18 protein-coding genes are annotated in these 18,970 nt (G+C 66.7%); 14 read left to right on the forward strand and 4 right to left on the reverse strand.

Annotation, left to right across the window (positions count from 1 at the left end):
• Positions 1 to 35: 35 nt before the first annotated feature.
• Entirely contained in the window at positions 36 to 1,268 is a 1,233-nt protein-coding gene (gene serA / locus ASD05_RS15740; RefSeq protein ID WP_056593990.1) for a phosphoglycerate dehydrogenase, read from the reverse strand.
• 228 nt (positions 1,269 to 1,496) lie between these two features.
• On the opposite strand from serA, the gene ugpB reads away from it, so the two are divergent.
• The 6 genes from ugpB to ASD05_RS15770 all read left to right on the forward strand — a co-directional run bounded on the left by ugpB (position 1,497) and on the right by ASD05_RS15770 (position 9,167).
• Complete coding sequence (ugpB, locus tag ASD05_RS15745; protein WP_056593993.1) at positions 1,497 to 2,810, forward strand: sn-glycerol-3-phosphate ABC transporter substrate-binding protein UgpB; 1,314 nt, start codon at positions 1,497 to 1,499, stop codon at positions 2,808 to 2,810.
• Positions 2,811 to 2,911: 101 nt separating this feature from the next.
• The gene (ugpA, locus tag ASD05_RS15750) at positions 2,912 to 3,793 is read left to right on the forward strand and encodes a sn-glycerol-3-phosphate ABC transporter permease UgpA (protein WP_056593996.1); all 882 of its coding nucleotides are present in this window, start codon (positions 2,912 to 2,914) and stop codon (positions 3,791 to 3,793) included.
• A 1-nt stretch (position 3,794) separates the two neighbouring features.
• A complete protein-coding gene (gene ugpE / locus ASD05_RS15755; protein ID WP_007837107.1) occupies positions 3,795 to 4,646 on the forward strand; it encodes a sn-glycerol-3-phosphate ABC transporter permease UgpE in 852 nt (283 codons plus the stop codon).
• A gap of 124 nt (positions 4,647 to 4,770) precedes the next feature.
• Positions 4,771 to 5,778 carry a sn-glycerol-3-phosphate ABC transporter ATP-binding protein UgpC gene (gene ugpC / locus ASD05_RS15760; protein WP_056593999.1) on the forward strand — a complete coding sequence of 336 codons (1,008 nt, stop codon included), beginning with the start codon at positions 4,771 to 4,773 and terminating at the stop codon, positions 5,776 to 5,778.
• 124 nt (positions 5,779 to 5,902) lie between these two features.
• Positions 5,903 to 6,646 (forward strand): glycerophosphodiester phosphodiesterase, encoded by a 744-nt coding sequence (gene ugpQ / locus ASD05_RS15765; protein ID WP_056594002.1) that lies wholly within the window; start codon positions 5,903 to 5,905, stop codon positions 6,644 to 6,646.
• Positions 6,647 to 6,698: 52 nt separating this feature from the next.
• The gene (locus ASD05_RS15770) at positions 6,699 to 9,167 is read left to right on the forward strand and encodes a DUF3772 domain-containing protein (protein WP_056594005.1); all 2,469 of its coding nucleotides are present in this window, start codon (positions 6,699 to 6,701) and stop codon (positions 9,165 to 9,167) included.
• Positions 9,168 to 9,222: 55 nt separating this feature from the next.
• Here ASD05_RS15770 and ASD05_RS15775 read toward each other — a convergent pair whose 3' ends face one another.
• Positions 9,223 to 9,501 carry a hypothetical protein gene (locus ASD05_RS15775; protein ID WP_056594009.1) on the reverse strand — a complete coding sequence of 93 codons (279 nt, stop codon included), beginning with the start codon at positions 9,499 to 9,501 and terminating at the stop codon, positions 9,223 to 9,225.
• 112 nt (positions 9,502 to 9,613) lie between these two features.
• Between ASD05_RS15775 and hemA the strand changes: the two genes are divergently transcribed.
• The 6 genes from hemA to ASD05_RS15805 all read left to right on the forward strand — a co-directional run bounded on the left by hemA (position 9,614) and on the right by ASD05_RS15805 (position 15,169).
• Positions 9,614 to 10,885 carry a glutamyl-tRNA reductase gene (gene hemA, locus ASD05_RS15780; protein ID WP_056594014.1) on the forward strand — a complete coding sequence of 424 codons (1,272 nt, stop codon included), beginning with the start codon at positions 9,614 to 9,616 and terminating at the stop codon, positions 10,883 to 10,885.
• A 96-nt stretch (positions 10,886 to 10,981) separates the two neighbouring features.
• Complete coding sequence (gene prfA / locus ASD05_RS15785; protein ID WP_056512655.1) at positions 10,982 to 12,070, forward strand: peptide chain release factor 1; 1,089 nt, start codon at positions 10,982 to 10,984, stop codon at positions 12,068 to 12,070.
• Positions 12,070 to 12,921: a peptide chain release factor N(5)-glutamine methyltransferase gene (gene prmC / locus ASD05_RS15790; protein ID WP_056594017.1), complete on the forward strand. Its 852-nt coding sequence runs from the start codon at positions 12,070 to 12,072 to the stop codon at positions 12,919 to 12,921. The genes prfA and prmC overlap by 1 nt, the downstream gene beginning before the upstream one ends.
• Positions 12,922 to 12,950: 29 nt before the next feature.
• Positions 12,951 to 13,280, forward strand: a complete 330-nt coding sequence (grxD, locus tag ASD05_RS15795; RefSeq protein WP_056594020.1) for a Grx4 family monothiol glutaredoxin — start codon at positions 12,951 to 12,953, stop codon at positions 13,278 to 13,280.
• 16 nt (positions 13,281 to 13,296) lie between these two features.
• On the forward strand, positions 13,297 to 13,803 hold the full coding sequence (locus ASD05_RS15800) for a cupin domain-containing protein (protein ID WP_056594024.1): 507 nt from the start codon (positions 13,297 to 13,299) through the stop codon (positions 13,801 to 13,803).
• Between the two features lie 55 nt (positions 13,804 to 13,858).
• Positions 13,859 to 15,169, forward strand: a complete 1,311-nt coding sequence (locus tag ASD05_RS15805; RefSeq protein ID WP_056594027.1) for a hemolysin family protein — start codon at positions 13,859 to 13,861, stop codon at positions 15,167 to 15,169.
• A gap of 7 nt (positions 15,170 to 15,176) precedes the next feature.
• Here ASD05_RS15805 and ASD05_RS15810 read toward each other — a convergent pair whose 3' ends face one another.
• Complete coding sequence (locus ASD05_RS15810) at positions 15,177 to 15,848, reverse strand: lytic transglycosylase domain-containing protein (RefSeq protein WP_056594031.1); 672 nt, start codon at positions 15,846 to 15,848, stop codon at positions 15,177 to 15,179.
• Complete coding sequence (locus ASD05_RS15815; RefSeq protein ID WP_056594034.1) at positions 15,845 to 17,590, reverse strand: proline--tRNA ligase; 1,746 nt, start codon at positions 17,588 to 17,590, stop codon at positions 15,845 to 15,847. The genes ASD05_RS15810 and ASD05_RS15815 overlap by 4 nt, the downstream gene beginning before the upstream one ends.
• A 147-nt stretch (positions 17,591 to 17,737) precedes the next feature.
• Between ASD05_RS15815 and ASD05_RS15820 the strand changes: the two genes are divergently transcribed.
• Together ASD05_RS15820 and ASD05_RS15825 are read left to right on the forward strand one after the other, a co-directional pair.
• Positions 17,738 to 18,406 carry an RNA pyrophosphohydrolase gene (locus ASD05_RS15820; RefSeq protein ID WP_007833253.1) on the forward strand — a complete coding sequence of 223 codons (669 nt, stop codon included), beginning with the start codon at positions 17,738 to 17,740 and terminating at the stop codon, positions 18,404 to 18,406.
• Positions 18,407 to 18,497: 91 nt separating this feature from the next.
• Entirely contained in the window at positions 18,498 to 18,947 is a 450-nt protein-coding gene (locus tag ASD05_RS15825) for a CNP1-like family protein (RefSeq protein WP_235507975.1), read from the forward strand.
• Positions 18,948 to 18,970 lie beyond the last annotated feature (23 nt).

The raw sequence follows: 18,970 nt of genomic DNA on the forward strand, positions 1-18,970 counted from the left end.
CCGACCTTCCCCCAGCGGGGGAAGGAGAAAGACCTTCAGAACAGCACGCGGCTGCGGATCGTCCCGCTCACCTTCGCCAGCTTCTCCAGCGCCAGGTCGGAAGAAGCCGCGTCGATGTCCATCACCACGTAGCCGATCTTCTCGTTCGTCTGCAGGAACTGCGAGGAGATGTTGATGTTGTTGTCCGAGAAGATCTTGTTGATCTCGGACAGCACGCCCGGCACGTTGCGGTGGACGTGCAGCAGGCGGTGCTTGCCCGGGTGCGCCGGCAGCGCCACCTCGGGAAAGTTGACCGAAGAAGTCGAGGTGCCGTTGTCGCTGTACTTGACCAGCTTCTCGGCCACTTCCAGCCCGATGTTGGCCTGCGCCTCCATCGTCGATCCGCCGATGTGCGGCGTCAGGATCACGTTGTCCAGCCCCCGCAGCGGCGACAGGAACTCGTCCTTGTTGGTGCGCGGCTCCACCGGGAACACGTCGATGGCGGCGCCCAGCAGCTTCTTGCTCTTCAGGGCCTCGGCCAGCGGCTCGATCTCGACCACCGTGCCGCGCGAGGCGTTCAGCAAGATGGCGCCCGGCTTCATCGCAGCGATCTCGGCCGCGCCGATCATCCATTGCGTGGCCTGCGTCTCGGGCACGTGCAGCGTCACGATGTCGCTCTGCGCCAGCAGCTGGTGCAGCTCGCGCACCTGGCGCGCATTGCCCAGCGGCAGCTTGGTGACCACATCGAAGAAGGCCACATGCATGCCCAGCGCCTCGGCCAGCACCGACAGCTGCGCGCCGATCGAGCCGTAGCCCACGATGCCCAGCGTCTTGCCGCGGATTTCAAACGCGTTGTCGGCCGACTTGAGCCAGCCGCCGCGGTGCGCCACCGCGCTCTTCTCGGGCACGCCGCGCAGCAGCAGGATGGCTTCGGCCAGCACCAGCTCGGCCACCGAGCGGGTGTTGGAGTAAGGGGCATTGAACACGGCCACGCCATGCTCGCGCGCCGCTTCGAGGTCGACCTGGTTGGTGCCGATGCAGAAGCACCCGGCGGCCACCAGCTTGTGGGCGGCTGCGAACACCTCGGCCGTCAGCTGGGTGCGCGAACGGATGCCCAGGAAGTGAACGTCGGCGATCTTGGCCTTGAGCTCGGCGTCGGGCAGTGCGCCCGGCAGCGACTCGATGTTGGTGTAGCCGGCGGCGCGCAGCACCTCCACGGCCGAGGGGTGGATGCCTTCGAGCAAGAGGAACTTGATCCTGCTTTTGTCGAGGGAGGTTTTGCTGCTCATGGCGGTCTCGCGGAAGCCCCGGCCATGGCGACAAGCTAGGCCAGAAAAAGGGAGGGCGATGCTAGCATGGTGCAGCGCAACACGCAGGGCCGTCGCCCGCGCCGGGCATGAGGCCAAAGGGGTTTCCCTGATTGGAAGAAAGCGGTGCTCCGTGCGCCAATGTGACGCGGCTGTGTCATGCACATGCCCTAGCATCCGCGCTTTCCATTTTCCCCTTCAGGAGTCTTCATGCGATTCAAGACGCTCGCGCTGGCATCGGCGTTGGCCGCCACCACGCTGTTCAACGTGGCGCAGGCCCAGACCGAGATCCAGTGGTGGCACTCGATGACCGCCGTCAACAACGAATGGGTCAACGACCTGGCCAAGCAGTTCAACGAGAGCCAGAAGGAATACAAGGTCATCCCGACCTTCAAGGGCACGTACGACGAATCGATGACGGCGTCCATCGCGGCCTTCCGTGCCGGCAACGCGCCGCACATCCTGCAGGTGTTCGAAGTGGGCACCGCCACCATGATGGCCAGCAAGGGCGCGATCGTGCCGGTCGGCCAGGTCATGAAGGACGCGGGCGAGAAGTTCGACCCGGCCGCCTACATCCCCGCCGTGGCCGGCTACTACACCGCCCCCAATGGCCAGATGCTGAGCTTCCCGTTCAACAGCTCGACCACCATCTTCTATTTCAACAAGGACGCCTTCAAGGCCGCCGGCCTGCCCACCGACAAGGCCCCGTCGACCTGGCCCGAAGTGGTGTCAGCCGCCGCCAAGCTCAAGGCCAGCGGCCACAAGTGCCCGTTCACCACGGCCTGGCAGAACTGGACGCAGGTCGAGAGCTTCTCGGCCTGGCACAACGTGGAGTTCGCGAGCAAGGCCAACGGCCTGCAGGGCCTGGACGCGCGCCTGAAGGTGAACGCGCCGCTGCACCAGCGCCACATCGAGAACCTGGCCAGCATGGCCAAGCAGGGCCTGTTCATCTACAAGGGCCGCGGCAACGTGCCTGAAGCCTCGTTCGTATCGGGCGAGTGCGCCATGATCAACACGTCCTCGGGCTTCTACGGCAACGTGGCGAAGAATGCCAAGTTCGCCTACGGCCTGGCTCCCCTGCCCTACTACCCGGACGTGCCGGGCGCACCGCAGAACACCGTGATCGGCGGCGCCAGCCTGTGGGTCATGTCGGGCAAGAAACCGGCCGAGTACAAGGGCGTGGCCAAGTTCTTCAGCTTCATCTCGACGCCTGAAGTGCAGTCGGCCAGCCACAAGCGCACCGGCTACCTGCCGGTGACCACTGCCTCGTACAAGCTCACCGAGGAATCGGGCTTCTACAAGCAGAACCCCGGCACCGACGTGGCCGTGACGCAGATGATCCGCAAGGTCACCGACAAGAGTCGCGGCATCCGCCTGGGCAACTACGTGCAGATCCGCGCCATCGAGGACGAAGAGCTCGAACAGGTCTGGAACGGCAAGAAGACCGCCAAGGAAGCCCTCGACGCCATCGTGACCCGCGGCAACGAGCAGCTGGAACGCTTCCAGAAGGCCAACAAGAGCTGACGATCGACGACCGGACCCCTCGCGTGTCCGGCTAACATCGCCCGCCCCCGTCCGCTCTTGCGCAAGAGTGGGCTGGGCGGGATTTTTTATGTAGAGGGTTCATGGAAAAACGCGTTTTCTTTCGCTCGGGCTGGTTGCCCTGGCTGCTGCTGGCACCGCAGATGGCGGTGATCCTCGTGTTTTTCTTCTGGCCGGCAGGGCAAGCCATCCTGCAATCGCTCCAGCAGCAGGACGCATTCGGCACATCCGTCGACTTCGTCGGGCTGCAGAACTTCAAGGACCTGTTCGACGACCCGGCCTATGGCGAGTCGTTCAAGACCACCGCCGTCTTCTCGGTGCTGGTGGCCACCATAGGCCTGAGCCTGTCGCTGACGCTGGCCGTCTTTGCCGATCGCATCGTGAGCGGCGGCATGTTCTACAAGACCATGCTGATCCTGCCCTACGCCGTGGCGCCCGCTGTGGCAGCCGTGCTCTGGGTCTTCATGTTCTCCCCCTCGCTGGGCGTGGTCGCCTACGCGCTCGGCAAGATCGGCATCGACTGGAACCACCTGCTCAATTCGAAGCACGCGATGACGCTGATCGTGATGGCCGCGGTATGGAAGCAGATCTCGTACAACTTCCTGTTCTTCCTGGCCGGCCTGCAGTCCATTCCCAAGTCGCTGATCGAGGCGGCGGCCATCGACGGCGCGCGCCCGTGGCGCCGCTTCTGGACGGTGCAGTTCCCGCTGCTGTCGCCCACCACCTTCTTCCTGCTGGTGATGAACGTGGTCTACGCGTTCTTCGACACCTTCGCCATCGTTCACGCGGCCACCGAAGGCGGTCCGGGCAAGGACACGGAAATCCTCGTCTACAAGGTCTATCACGACGGCTTCAAGGCGCTGGACCTGGGTGGCTCGGCCGCGCAGTCGGTCGTGCTGATGGTGATCGTGATCGCGCTCACCATCGTGCAATTCCGCTACGTCGAGAAAAAGGTGCAGTACTGACATGGTTGAAAGAAGAAGCACTCAGGGCGTCCTGGCCCACGTGGTGATGATCCTTGGCGTCCTGATCGTCGCCTTCCCCATCTACCTCGCCTTCGTGGCGTCCACCCACACCGCGCAGGAAATCGTGCAACGGCCGATGCCGCTGCTGCCGGGCTCGAACATGCTCGACAGCTACAAGGGCGCGCTCTTCGGCCGCGCGAGCAGCGCAGGCTCCAACGCCCCGGTGGCCCACATGATGTGGGTCAGCCTGGTGACGGCACTGGTCATCGCCATCGGCAAGATCGCCATTTCGCTGCTGTCGGCCTTCGCCATCGTCTACTTCCGCTTCCCCTTCAAGAAGATCTGCTTCTGGGCGATCTTCGTGACACTGATGCTGCCGGTGGAAGTGCGCATCCTGCCCACCTACAAGGTGCTGTCGGACCTGAGCATGCTGAACAGCTACGCGGGCCTCACGGTGCCACTGATCGCGTCGGCAACGGCCACCTTCCTGTTCCGCCAGTTCTTCCTGACCGTGCCCGAGGAACTCACCGAGGCCTCGCGAATGGATGGCGCGAGCCCGATGCGCTTCTTCTTCGACGTGCTGCTGCCGCTGTCGAAGACCAGCATTGCCGCGCTTTTCGTGATCCAGTTCATCTACGGCTGGAACCAGTACCTGTGGCCGCTGCTGGCGGTCACCAACGAGGACATGTACCCGATCGTGGTCGGCATCAAGCGGCTCATCGCCGGCGGTGACGGCCAGAACGAATGGAACGTCGTGATGGCCACCGCCATCCTCGCCATGCTGCCGCCCGCGCTGGTGGTTGTGCTGATGCAAAAGTGGTTCGTCAAGGGCCTTGTTGATACAGAGAAATGACGCTCACCCCCAGGCTTCGCGCACTTCGTGTCGCTACGCCAACCCCCTGCCGGGGGCAACACCAGCGGCCCGGCAAAGCCGGTTCCGCGGTGTTCCTGAAAAATATCGGAGAACTCGAATAAACATGGCTTCCCTCTCCCTACGCAACGTCATCAAGCGCTACGGCCACGGGCCGAAAGCCAACCAGGTCATCCACGGCGTGAGCGCCGAGATCGCCAACCATGAATTCATCGTGATCGTCGGCCCTTCGGGCTGCGGCAAGTCCACGCTGCTGCGCATGGTGGCCGGCCTGGAGGAAGTCTCGGCCGGCGAGATCGCCATCGGCGGCAAGGTGGTGAACCAGCTCGAACCCTCCGAGCGCGACATCGCCATGGTGTTCCAGAACTACGCGCTGTACCCGCACATGAGCGTGTTCGCGAACATGGCCTACGGCCTGAAGATCGCCAAGGTACCGGTCGACGAGATCAAGGTGCGCGTCGACAAGGCCGCGAAGATCCTCGAACTCGGCCACCTGCTGGAGCGCAAGCCGCGCGAACTCTCCGGCGGCCAGCGCCAGCGCGTGGCCATGGGCCGCGCCATCGTGCGCCAGCCGCAGGTTTTCCTGTTCGACGAGCCGCTGTCGAACCTCGACGCCAAGCTGCGCGCGCAGACGCGCCTCGAAATCCAGAAGCTGCACCGCGAACTCGGCATCACCTCGCTGTTCGTCACGCACGACCAGGTCGAAGCGATGACGCTGGCGCAGCGCATCATCGTGATGAACGGCGGCGTGATGGACCAGTTCGCGACGCCCGAAGAGGTGTACTCCAAACCGGCCACCACCTTCGTGGCGAGCTTCATCGGCTCGCCGCCGATGAACCTGCTGAAGCACGCGCCGGGCGTGCGCCCGGGCCAGATCCTGGGCATTCGCCCCGAGCATCTGAAGCTGGACGAGAGCGGCTGGACGGTGCAGGTCGAGCAGGTCGAGCTGCTGGGCGCCGAGCGCCTGGTGTACGGCCGCATCGGTGATGAGCAGATCATCATGCGCACTGACGAAGGCGACCATCCGCCGGTGGCAGGCGACACGGTGAAGATCGCCGCGCGCGAAGACAAGCTGCACTGGTTCGACGCCGGCTCCGGCAAGCGCGCGGACTGATGCTCGCCCCCAGGCTTCGCGCACTTCGTGTCGCTTCTCCTACCCCCTACCGGGGGCGACACCAGCGGCCCGGCAAAGCCGGTTCCGCGGTGTCCCACGAAGAAGCCGGGACCTCACTCAAAGAATGATCATGAATTCCTGGCCCTACCCCCGCTGGGTCGCTCACCGCGGCGCCGGCAAGCTGGCACCGGAGAACACGCTGGCCGCGTTCCGGCTCGGCGCCTCGCACGGCTACCGCATGTTCGAGTGCGATGCCAAGCTCAGCGCCGACGGCGTGGTCTTCCTGATGCACGACGCCGCGCTCGACCGCACCACCAGCGGCCATGGCACCGGCGGCGCGCAGCCCTGGAGCGCGCTGGCGCAGCTCGATGCGGGCAGCTGGCATTCGCGTGCCCATGCGGGCGAGCCGCTGCCCACGCTGGAGAACCTCGCGCGCTACTGCCTGGCGAACGGCCACCTGCTGAACATCGAGATCAAGCCCACGCCGGGCGTCGAGCGCGAAACCGGCGAGGTGGTGGCGCGTGAGGCTGCGCGCCTGTGGCAAGGCGCGGCCGTGCCGCCGCTGCTCACGTCCTTCCAGGTCGAATCGCTGAAAGGCGCGCAAGCGGTGCAGCCAGAGCTGCCGCGCGGGCTGCTGCTCGACACGCTGTGGAACGGCTGGCTCGAAGCCGCGCAGCAGTTGGGTTGCGTGGCCATCGTCTGCAACCACGCGCTATGGGACGCCGCAGTGGTCGCGCAGGTGCACGGCGCCGGCATGCGCGCGCTGAGCTACACGGTGAACGACGAATGGGCGGCGCAGCGGCTGATCGGCCTGGGTACCGACGGCATCATCACCGACCGGGTCGACCTGTTCAGCCCGGCCGGCTGAGGCGCACGTTTCTTACAGGCTCTTACCTCATGGCCGCTTCTATGATGCGGCCATGAATCGGACCTCTCGCCTGGCGGGCTTCGGCCTCGCCATCCTGCTGGCCCTGTCGGTGTGCGGCGCGTTCGCGCAGCCCGAGGCCAGCATGAACGCCGGCATCGGCAATCCCAACAACAGTGCCAACACCGCCGCCGCGGCAGCCCCCGCGCCCACCGTGGCCGAACTGCGGGCGCAATTCAACAAGCTCACCGCCGACCCGGGCAAGGGCGGCGACGCCGAGGACGACCCGCGCAAGCAAATCGGGCAGATCAACGACATCGGCGCGCAGGCGGACAAATTCGTCGCCGCGCGCACCGGCGACCTCGCCGACCTCAACGCACGCCTGGGCGAGCTCGGCAACCCGCCCGCTGCCGGCAGCACCGAAGACCCCGGCATCACGCGCCAGCGCGCGCAGCTGACGAAGGAGCGCAACGCGCTCGACGCCGATATCCGGCTTGCGAAGCTTCTGTCCATCGACGTGCGCCAGCGCGGCGCCGACCTGGTCACGCAGCGGCGCGCGCTGTTCGAGGCCCAGCTCACCGAGCGCGCGGCCTCGCCGCTCACCGACGCCTTCTGGAACGACCTGCAGGAGGCCTGGCCCGACGACCTGGCGCGGCTGCAGGCCATGGGCACGGCCCTTGGCGACGGCATCGAACAGGCGCTGGCACCCGCATCGCGCACGGCGGTGATCGCCGCGCTGATCGGCGCCCTGCTGCTGGCCTTCCTGGGCGTCTGGGGCGCCGAGCACCTGCTGGCGCGGCTCTCCATGCGGGTGCTGCCGGCCGGCCGGCTGCGCCGCTCGTTGCTGGTGATCGCCATCGTCGCGAGCCACGTGCTGCTGGTGGCGGTGGCCGCGCACGGCTTCGTGGAAGTGCTCAAGACCTACGCCACCTGGGACCCGCAGGCGCGCAAGGCGCTGCAATCGGCGGCGCAGGCGCTGACCTTCATGGCCTTCGTCATCGGCCTGGGCCGCGCGCTGCTGGCCACTTCGCGCCCCTCGTGGCGGCTGCCGCCGATCCCCGACGCCACGGCCAGCCGGCTTGCCGCGCTGCCCTGGCTGGTGGCGCTGGTGGCGGCACTGGCCTGGACGCCGGCCGAGATCAATGCGCTGATCGACGCCAGCTTCGCCGCCGTGGTGACCACGCATGTGCTGACGGCGCTGGTGCTGACCGCCCTGGTGGGTACGGTGATCTACAGGCTCAAGGCGCTGCGCGCCGACGCGCCCGAGGCCGGCCTGCCCGAGCGGCCGATGTGGGTCGGCCTGCTGGTGGCTCTGATCGGCATGCTGATGATCGCCATCTGGGTGCTGGTGGCGCTGGGCTACGTGGCGCTGGGCAGCTTCCTGGCCTCGCAGCTGACCTGGAGCGGCATCGTGGCCGCTGCCTTCTACGTGCTGTTCAAGTTCGCCGACGATGTGTTCATGGCCAGCGTGGCCTCGCGCAGCACCTTCGGCCAGAAGCTGCAGAAGAGCTTCGGCCTCGCACCGCAGACGCTGGACCAGGCGGCCACGGTGCTGTCGGGCATCAGCCGCGTGGCGCTGTTCGTCTACATGCTGATCGCTCTGGCCGCGCCGCTGGGCACATCTCCGAGCGAAGTGTTCCAGCGCAGCGGCAAGCTCGGAACCGGCGTGAAGGTGGGCGAGTTCCAGCTGGTTCCGGGCGCGATCCTGAGCGCGATCACGGTTGCGGTGGTGGGCTTGATCGTGCTGCGCATCTTCAAGCGCTGGCTCACGCGCAGCTACCTGCCGAACACGCAGTTCGAACCAGGCATGCAGAGCTCGATCTCCACGCTGCTGGGCTACGTAGGCGGCATTCTGGTGATCGCGTTCTCCCTGTCGGCACTGGGCATCGGCATCGAGCGCATCGCGTGGGTGGCGAGCGCACTGTCGGTGGGCATCGGCTTCGGCCTGCAGGCGATCGTGCAGAACTTCATCTCCGGGCTGATCCTGCTGGCGGAGCAGCCGGTGAAGGTGGGCGACTGGGTGGTGCTGGGCACGGCCGAGGGCGACGTGCGGCGCATCAATGTGCGCGCCACCGAGATCCAGCTGGGCGACCGTTCGACACTCATCGTGCCGAACTCGGAGTTCATCACCAAGACGGTTCGCAACATGACGCTAGCCAATGCCGAGGGCCGCGTACTGATCCGCCTGCCGATGCCGCTGACCACCGACGCGCAGCGCGTGCGCGATCTGATCCTCGCGGCCTGCAGGGGGCACGAAGGCGTGCTGGAAACGCCGGCGCCATCGCTCACGCTCGAGGGCATCGAGAACGGGCTGCTGATCTTCCAGGCGATCGCCTATGTGGCGAGCCCCCGGCTTGCGGGCGGCGTGCGCAGCGACCTGCTGTTCGTGATCCTCGACGAGCTCAGGAAGGCCGCGCTGCCGATGGCGACGCCGACCACATTCATGATGGCCCCCTCCGAGCCGGCCGCGGCAGCGCCGGCGCCCGCGACGTCCAACTCGCCGATCCCCGGCATGCCGACCTGAGCCTCGCTGCGGCGGCAGCGCGCCAAGGCAGGCCAGGTTCGGGGCTGGCTGGCCCTCAGCGGCGCCAGCCGCGCATCGCCAGCCACTGGACGGTGCCGCAGGCCGCCACGAGCGCAGCGTAGGTCGCCATCATCCCGTCGCGCCCGAACACCACGAGGCCGATCACCGACACGCCCACACCCACGGCAAAGGTCAGCGCCCACTGCACCCACCAGCGCGGGACGCCGGCGCGCCCGCCGCCCAGGAACCGGCCGGCAAGAGCCAGCACCAGGGCCAGGAAGGCCGCCGGAGCGACGAAATTGAACAGGTGATCGAGGAGGGCCAGCAGGTCCATCGGAGGGAATTGCGCGTGCGCCGGGATATGCGGCGAAGGATATGGCTGTCATAGGGAAAGCCATTTGTCCCTCCGCAAGGCTCGTGCGGCTGCTGATTTTATAATCACGGCCATGTCAGTCTGGGCTCTCGGCTTGAACCACACGACCGCGCCGCTCGACCTGCGCGGTCGCTTCGCGTTCGCGCTCGACCAGATCGCCCCCACGCTGCAGAGCCTGCGCAGTTCCTTTGGCTCCGGCCGCCACCCCCAGGTCGAGGCCGCGATCATCTCCACCTGCAACCGCACCGAGATCTATTGCGCCTCGGAACACGCCGCACTCGACCACACTTTCGGCTGGCTGGCGCAAAGCGGCGGCGTGGCCCCGGCCCTGCTGCGATCGCACGCCTACACGCTTCAGGACGACGAAGCCGCCCGCCATGCCTTCCGCGTGGCCAGCGGGCTCGACTCGATGGTGCTCGGCGAAGCGCAGATCCTCGGCCAGATGAAAGACGCCGTGCGCGCGGCCGAAACCGCCGGCGCGCTCGGCAGCACGCTGAACCAGCTGTTCCAGCGCTCCTTTGCGGTGGCCAAGGAAGTCCGCACGGCCACCGAGATCGGCGCGCACTCCATCAGCATGGCCGCCGCAGCGGTCCGGCTCGCTGGCCAGCTCTTCGAAGACATTCATCAAACGCGCGTGCTGTTCGTCGGCGCAGGCGAAATGATCGACCTCGCGGCCACGCACTTCGCGGCCAAGGAACCCAGGTCGATCGCCATTGCCAACCGCACGCTCGAGCGCGGCGAAAAACTGGCTTCGCGCTTCGGCGCCGAAGCGATGCGTCTGGCCGACCTGCCGTCGCGGCTCGCCGAGTTCGACATCATCGTGAGCTGCACGGCGAGCACGCTGCCGATCATCGGCCTGGGCGCCGTGGAGCGCGCGCTCAAGGCACGCAAGCACCGCCCGATGTTCATGGTCGACCTGGCCGTGCCGCGCGACATCGAGCCCGAAGTGAAGGCGCTCGAGGACATCTATCTCTACACCGTCGACGACCTCGCCCAGGTCGTGCAACAGGGCCAGGCCAACCGCCAGGCGGCCGTCGCGCAGGCCGAAGTCATCATCGACGCGGGCGTGCAGAGCTTCATGCACTGGCTGGGCCAGCGCGGCACCGTGCCGCTGATCCAGCAGCTCAACGCGCAAGCCGACGAATGGCGTGCCGCCGAAATGGCGCGCGCGCGCAAGCTGCTGGCCAGGGGCGAATCGGTCGATGCCGTGCTCGAGGCCATGTCGCGCGGGCTCACGCAGAAGATGATGCACGGCGCCATGGCCGAGCTGCACGCGGGCGATGCCGCCTCGCGCGAACAGACGGCGCAGGCCATCTCGCGCCTGTTCCTGCGCAAAGAGCGTTAGCGGCGCTCGTCGTCGCCAGGCCCGATCGGCCGCGGTCTTCATGCGCGCTGCCCTTTTGCGGCAGCACCTCCCCATTTTTTCGAGCCCCGTTCCTCCGTGAAATCCTTTCTGCGCCACCAACTCGAACGCTACGCCCAACGCCTGGGCGAGCTCGACTTCCTGCTCTCGCGCGAAGACATCATGAGCGACATGGCGCAGTACCGCACCATCTCGCGCGAGCACGCCGAAGTCACGCAGATCGCCGGCCGCTACGAGCGCTACAGGCAGCGCGAGGCCGACATCGCCGGTGCCACGGAAATGCTCGACGACCCCGACATGGCCGAGATGGCAAAGGAAGAAATCGCGGGCGCCGAAGCCGAGCTGGTGCAGCTCGAAGAAGAACTGCAGCGCCTGCTGCTGCCCAAGGACCCCGACGACGCGCGCAACGCCTTCCTCGAAATCCGCGCCGGCACCGGCGGCGACGAATCGGCCCTGTTCGCGGGCGACCTGCTGCGCATGTACACGCGCTACTGCGAGCGTGCCGGCTGGCGCTGCGAGGTGGTGAGCGAAAGCGAAAGCGAACTCGGCGGCTACAAGGAGGTGGTGATCCGCATCGTCGGCGACGAGGTGTTCGGCCACCTGCGCTTCGAATCGGGCGGCCACCGCGTGCAGCGCGTGCCGGCGACCGAAACGCAAGGCCGCATCCACACCAGCGCCTGCACGGTCGCCGTGCTGGCCGAGCCCGACGAAACCGTGGCGGTGCAGATCAACCCGGCCGACCTGCGCATCGACACCTACCGCGCAAGCGGCGCGGGCGGACAGCACATCAACAAGACCGACTCGGCGGTGCGCATCACGCACATCCCGACCGGCATCGTGGCCGAGTGCCAGGACGACCGCAGCCAGCACCGCAACAAGGCGAAGGCGCTGCAGGTGCTGTCGGCGCGCATCCAGGAGAAGGACCGCAGCGAGCGAGCGGCCAAGGACGCGGCCATGCGCAAGGGCCTGATCGGCAGCGGCGACCGCTCGGACCGCATCCGCACCTACAACTTTCCGCAGGGGCGGCTCACCGACCACCGCATCAACCTCACGCTCTACAAGCTGCTCGCGATCATGGAAGGCGACCTTGGCGACGTGCTCGACGCGCTGCGCGCCGCGCGTGAGGCCGAACAGCTGGCCGAGCTGGAATCGAGCCTGCCAGCGTGATGACCGCCGACGACCCGAAGCCGTCCACCGTGGCGCAGGCGCTGGCCGCGGCCGTCGCGCTGGGCGTGGAGCGGCTCGACGCGCAGTTGCTGCTGCTGCACGCGCTGGGCCGGGCGCCGCATGACCGCGCCTGGCTGCTGGCGCACGACACCGATGCGATGCCCGACGCGGCGTGGTCCGCGCTCTCCGCGCAGTTGTCACGCCGCCTCGCGGGCGAGCCGGTCGCCTACCTGCTCGGCGAGAAGGAGTTCCACGGCCTCGCCCTGCAGGTCGATCCACGCGTGCTGGTGCCGCGGCCCGACACCGAGGCGTTGGTCGAATGGGCGCTGCAGTGCCTCGAAGGTCATGTCGCCCCGCGCGTGCTCGATCTGGGCACGGGCAGCGGTGCGATCGCGCTGGCCCTGCAACATGCCCGCCGCGATGCGCAAGTCGACGCGGTCGACGCCAGCGCCGACGCATTGGCGGTCGCCCAGGCCAACGCGCAGCGCCTCGGCCTGCCGGTGTGCTTCACCGAAGCGAGCTGGCTCGACGGCGCCAGCAGCGGCTACACGGTGATCGCAAGCAACCCGCCGTACATCGCCGCCGGCGACCCGCACCTGCCCGCCCTGCGCCACGAACCCGTTTCCGCATTGGTCGCGGGCGCCGACGGCCTCGACGACATCCGCCAGATCGTGCAGAACGCTCCCGGCCACCTCGCCGAAGGCGGCTGGCTGCTGCTCGAGCACGGCCACGACCAGGCCGCGGCCGTGCGTCAACTGCTCGCCGCGCGCGGTTTCGCCGAAGTGCAAAGCCGCGACGACCTCGCCGGCATCCAGCGCTGCTCCGGCGGAATCTGGCGCACGGTGAAATAATCCCCCCAGCCCACTTTTCAGGAGTCCCCATGTCCGACGCCCAGCAACGCATCGACGACCTCGTCAAAACCAACGACCTCGTGCTCTTCATGAAGGGCAACGCAAGCTTTCCGATGTGCGGTTTCTCTGGCCGCGCGATCCAGATCCTGAAGGCGGTCGGTGTCGACACGAAGACGCTCAAGACCGTCAACGTGCTCGAAGACGACGGCATCCGCCAGGGCATCAAGGAATACAGCAACTGGCCGACGATTCCGCAGCTCTACGTGAAGGGCGAATTCGTCGGCGGCTCGGACATCATGATGGAGATGTACGAATCGGGCGAACTGCAGCAAGTCATCGGCGGCGGCGCCGCGGCCTGATTCCACGGGGCCCGCAATGAGCCACGATCACGCGGATCACGGCCATTCGCATGAAGAAGGCGACCAGGCCTGGAAGCACGACGGCGTGCGCGTGATCGCGGCCAACCAGCTCGACGCCAACACCGCCCAGACGCCCGGCATGAACCGGGCAGCGGCCATCAACTTCGCTCGTGTGGGCGCGCAGAAGCTCTGGGCCGGCACCGTGACCATCCACGCCGACGCCAAGACCGGCGCTCATCACCACGGGCATCTCGAATCGGTGATCTACGTCGTGCGCGGCCGGGCCCGCATGCGCTGGGGCGAGAAGCTCGAATTCACGGCCGAGGCCGGGCCGGGCGACTTCATCTACGTGCCGCCCTACGTGCCGCACCAGGAGATCAACGCCAGCGCGACCGAGACGCTCGAATGCGTGCTGTGCCGCAGCGATGGCGAAGCGGTGGCGGTCAACCTCGACATCGAACCCGTCGAAAAGCCCGAATCGGTCCTCTGGGTCGACCCCACGCATCCGCAGGGCGGGGTCTGAGCACTTTTCGGGTGCCGAGTCATGGCACCATGGTGGCCGTCTTCGACGTGCCACCATGACCCTGACCCAAAGCCTGCTCATCATCGCCTTATTGATCGCGATGAGCGCGTTCTTCTCCCTCGCCGAAATCACCCTGGCCGCCTCGCGCCGCCTGCGCCTGCGCCAGATGGCCGACGAGGGCGACCCTCGGGCCGAGAAGGTGCTGCGCGTGCAGGAGCAACCCGGCCACTACTTCACCGTGGTGCAGATCGGACTGAACGCGGTGGCGATCCTCGGCGGCGTGGTCGGCGAGGGCTCGCTCAGCCCCTACTTCGCGGTCTTCTTCGAGAAATGGCTGAGCGTCGAGGCCTCCGCCAACGCGGCCTTCCTGTGCTCGTTCGTCATCATCATCGCGGTGTTCCTGGTGTTCGCCGACCTGTTCCCCAAGCGGCTGGGCATGAGCAACCCCGAGCAACTGGCGGTGCGCATGGTCGGGCCGATGCAGGTGCTGATCACCACCTTCAAGCCGCTGGTGTGGTTCTTCACGCGTTGTACCGACCTGCTGTTCAAAGTGCTCGGCATGCCGATGGCGCGCGACGACAAGATCACCTCGGCCGACATCCTGGCCATGACCGAAGCCGGCGCGCGGGCCGGCGTGCTCGCGGTGCGCGAGCAGCAGGTGATCGCCAACGTGTTCGAGCTGGAGACGCGCCTGGTCAGCAGCGTGATGACGGCGCGCGACAGCATCGCCTGGTTCCTGCACGACGATCCCGAGACGGTGCTGCGTGCGCGCATCGTGGCCGAGCCCTTCTCGGCGTACCCGGTGTGCGATGGCGACATCGACCACGTGCTCGGCTACGTCGATGCCAAGGACATGTTCCAGCGTGTGCTCAGCGGCCAGCCGCTGGCCTTCGACCAGGGCCTGCCGCTGCACAAGGCGCTGGTGATTCCCGATCGCCTGTCGCTCACCGAAGTGCTCGAACAGTTCCAGCAGGCGCACGAGGACTTCGCAATCATCGTCAACGAATACAGCCTCGTGGTGGGCGTGATCACCCTCAACGACGTGATGAGCACGGTGATGGGCGACCTCGTCTCCATGCCGGACGAGGAGCAGATCGTGCAGCGCGACGAGAACTCGTGGCTGATCGACGGCGTCACGCCCATCCAGGACGTGCAGCGCGCGCTGCACATCGACGAACTGCCTCACTCGGAAGAGTACGAGACGCTGGCCGGCTTCCTGATGGTGATGCTGCGCCGCGTACCCAAGCGCACCGACAACGTCACCTGGGGCGGCTACACCTTCGAGGTGATGGACGTGGACAGCTACCGCATCGACCAGGTGATGGTCACGAAGGGCTCGGCCACCGCCAAGGCGCCGGCCGGCTGACGGAGGCTCAGCCTGCGGAGGCGGGGTCCTTCTCGCGCTCCCTGTCGTTGAACACCCAGAGCCGCTGGTTCGCGAACACCGCGTTCGGGTATGGCGACTTGCCGCGGCTGCCGTTGTAGCGGCCCAGCGTCATGTACAGGTCGCCGTTCTCGCGGTCGAGATAGTGGCGAAGAATGACGCAGCCGAAGCGCAGGTTGGTCTGCATGTGGAACAGCTTGGCCGGGTCGGCGTCGCCGATCACGCGCGTCCAGAACGGCATGACCTGCATGTAGCCACGCGCACCGGCGCTCGACACGGCGAACTTGCGGAAATTGCTCTCGACCTGGACCAGCCCGAGCACCAGGCTCACGTCGAGCCCCGAGCGCTTGGCTTCGTACCAGGCGGTCTGGAGGAATTCGATGCGCGACGGCGCATCGGCAACCTTCTTGCGCAGCCGCTCGCTCATCTCGCCCAGCCAGCGCAGGTAGGCGAGCCGGGCCTCGGTGTTCGCGAACTGGGGCACCGGCGGTGCCTTGTTGTGGATGGCCGAACTGAGCGCGGTGCGCACCGAGTCGATCAGCGGCTCCTCGATCTGCGCACCGGCCAGGGCGGTCTGAGGCAGCGACAGCATGGCGAGGGCGCTTGCCGTCACGGCGCCGCCCAGGCACTGGCGTCGCGAGAGGCCGCCCTCCACGCTCATTTCGCGAGCTTGCCGGTGATGAACTCCGCGATGCCGGCCGCAGGCACCTTGGTGGCCGCCGTGTCACGGCGGTGCTGGTATTCGAGCTGGCCTTCCTTCAGGCCGCGGTCCGAGATCACCACGCGGTGCGGCACACCGATGAGCTCCCAGTCGGCGAACATCGCGCCGGGGCGCTCGCCGCGGTCGTCGAGCAGCACGTCGACGCCGGCAGCGAGCAGTTGCTCATACAGCGCTTCGGCCGCCACCTTGACCTCGGGGCTGCGGTCCATGCCGATCGGGCAGACCACCACCGTGAACGGGGCCAGCGCGTCGGGCCAGATGATGCCGCGCTCGTCGTGGTTCTGTTCGATGGCCGCCGCCGGCAGGCGCGTGATGCCGATGCCGTAGCAGCCCATCTCGAGGAACTGCGGCTTGCCGCCTTCGTCGAGGTAGGTGGCGTTCATGTCCTTGCTGTACTTGGTGCCGAGCACGAACACGTGGCCGACCTCGATACCGCGTTCGATGGCCAGCACGCCCTTGCTGTCGGGCGAAGCGTCGCCGGCGACCACGTTGCGCAGGTCGGCGACCAGGTCGGGCTCGGGCAGGTCGCGGCCCCAGTTGACGCCGGTCATGTGGAAGTCGATCTCGTTGGCGCCCGTGATCCAGTCGGCCATGACAGCCACCTCGCGGTCGGCCACCATCCTGACGGGCTTCTTGAGGTTCAGCGGGCCAAGGTAGCCCGGCTTGCAGCCGAAATGTTCGTCGATCTCGGCCAGGGTCGCGAAGCGAAAGCCCTTGTCCAGGCCCGGCAGCTTGCCGACCTTGATCTCGTTCATCTCGTGGTCGCCGCGCAGCAGCAGCAGCCAGACCTGCGAGCCCTTGGGGTTGCCTGCGTCGTCGACGATGTCGGTGGCCAGCACGAGCGACTTCACCGTGGTCGACAGCGGCACGCCGAGCAGCACTGCCACGTCTTCGCAGGTGGCCTTGCCCGGAGTGGGCGTCTTCTCGAGCGCCTTGGCAGCGGTGGGGCGCGGGCCGGCCGGGGCCAGGGCCTCGGCCTTTTCCATGTTGGCGGCGTAATTGCTGTCGGGGCAATAGACGATGGCGTCTTCACCCGTGGCGGCGATCACCTGGAACTCTTCGCTCAGGTCGCCGCCGATGGCACCGCTGTCAGCCGCCACGGCGCGATAGCGCAGGCCGAAGCGGTCGAAGATGTTGCGGTAGGCCTGCGCCATGACCTGGTAGCTGGCCTTGGCGGCGTCGAGGTCGCGGTCGAAGCTGTAGGCATCCTTCATGATGAACTCGCGCCCGCGCATCAGGCCGAAGCGCGGACGGCGCTCGTCGCGAAACTTGGTCTGGATCTGGTAGAAATTCTTCGGAAGCTGCTTGTAGCTGCGGATCTCCTGGCGCGCGATGTCCGTCACCACCTCTTCGCTGGTCGGCTGGATCACGAAGTCGCGGTCGTGCCGGTCCTTGATGCGCAGCAGCTCGGGGCCCATCTTCTCGAAGCGGCCGGTCTCCTGCCAGAACTCGGCCGGCTGCACCACGGGCATCGTCATCTCGACGGCGCCGGCGCGGTTCATCTCTTCGCGCACGATGGCTTCGACCTTGCGGATCACGCGCAGTCCCATGGGCATGTAGGTGTAGATGCCCGTGCCGAGCTTCTTGATCATGCCGGCGCGCATCATGAGCCGGTGGCTCGCGACCTCGGCGTCAGCGGGCGCTTCCTTGAGGGTGGAGACAAAAAATCGGGAAGCTTTCATCGGGATTGCGGTGATGGATTCGCTGGATTCGAAGTTTGGAAGTGGGGGACTGCTCCCCCGGAGAGACCCTGAGAGCCTGGCATCGGCAGCTTGCCGAGGGCAACCCGGCATGCATAATCGACTCAGTTCAAAAATTGGGGTTTGATTATGCTCGACCGGGACGGCTTCAGGCCCAACGTCGGCATCATCCTGCTCAACCAGAGAAACCAGGTTTTCTGGGGCAAACGCATACGCACGCATTCCTGGCAGTTTCCGCAAGGCGGCATCGACCGCGGCGAAAGTCCCGAGCAAGCCATGTTCCGGGAACTGCACGAGGAAGTGGGGCTCCATCCGGAGCATGTGCGCATCGTGGCCCGTACCCGCGACTGGTTGCGCTACGAGGTGCCGGATCGGTTCATCCGCCGTGACGCACGGGGCCACTACAAGGGCCAGAAACAAATCTGGTATTTGCTGCAACTCACCGGCCACGACTGGGATCTCAACCTGCGTGCCACCGACCATCCCGAATTCGACGCCTGGCGTTGGCACGACTACTGGGTGCCGCTCGACGTGGTCGTCGAGTTCAAGCGCGGCGTCTATGAGATGGCGCTGACCGAGCTTGCTCGCTACCTGCCACGGCAGGATTTCCGCAACCGCTTCCTGCGCAGCAACGTGCGCGCCCGAGAATTCGAGCGCCATTCGCTGGACGCCGGGGCGCCTCCCGGACTGGACCTGCCGCCCGGCGGCAGTTTCGATCCGCATCCCGACATTCCTTCTGCGAGCGATGAACCTCCTGTCCACGACAACAAAGCGCCGTTCCTTCCGACGCAACGCTGAACGCGCCCTTCTTCTGGCCTGCTTCGGCATCCTTGCGGGATGCGCCTCGGGGCCGCACGACACGGACAATGCCGATTGGGCCCAGGCAGGCATGCCGCCGCCGCCCAAGCGCTACGAGACGGATAAAGAGTGGGAGGAAACCGCAACGCCCCCACCGCCGGCCTTCAGCGAAAGCCGCCTGCTGCCGATCGAAATGCCGCCGTACATGAGCTTGAAGTTCGGCATCGACCCGAACACGATTGCGATCACGGGCGACGGCATCGTGCGCTACGTGGTGGTGGCACACAACCGCAATGGCGGCGCCGTCAATGCCTTCTATGAAGGCGTACGCTGCTCGACCGCGGAAATGAAGAGCTATGCGCGCTACAACAACGGCGCCTGGCAGGACGTCGCCAAGCCCGAGTGGAAGCGCCTGAACGACCTGAATTCGAGCTACACCCGGGCACTGTCGCGCCAGGCGCTGTGCCGCGGCAATGCGCCGCGCGCCTCGATCGGGGAAATGGTCCAGAACATACGCAACCCGATACGGGAAGTGCAGTAGTCAATCCATCAACGGGGCCTTGC

Source organism: Variovorax sp. Root434 (assembly GCF_001426595.1).
Lineage (GTDB): Bacteria > Pseudomonadota > Gammaproteobacteria > Burkholderiales > Burkholderiaceae_C > Variovorax.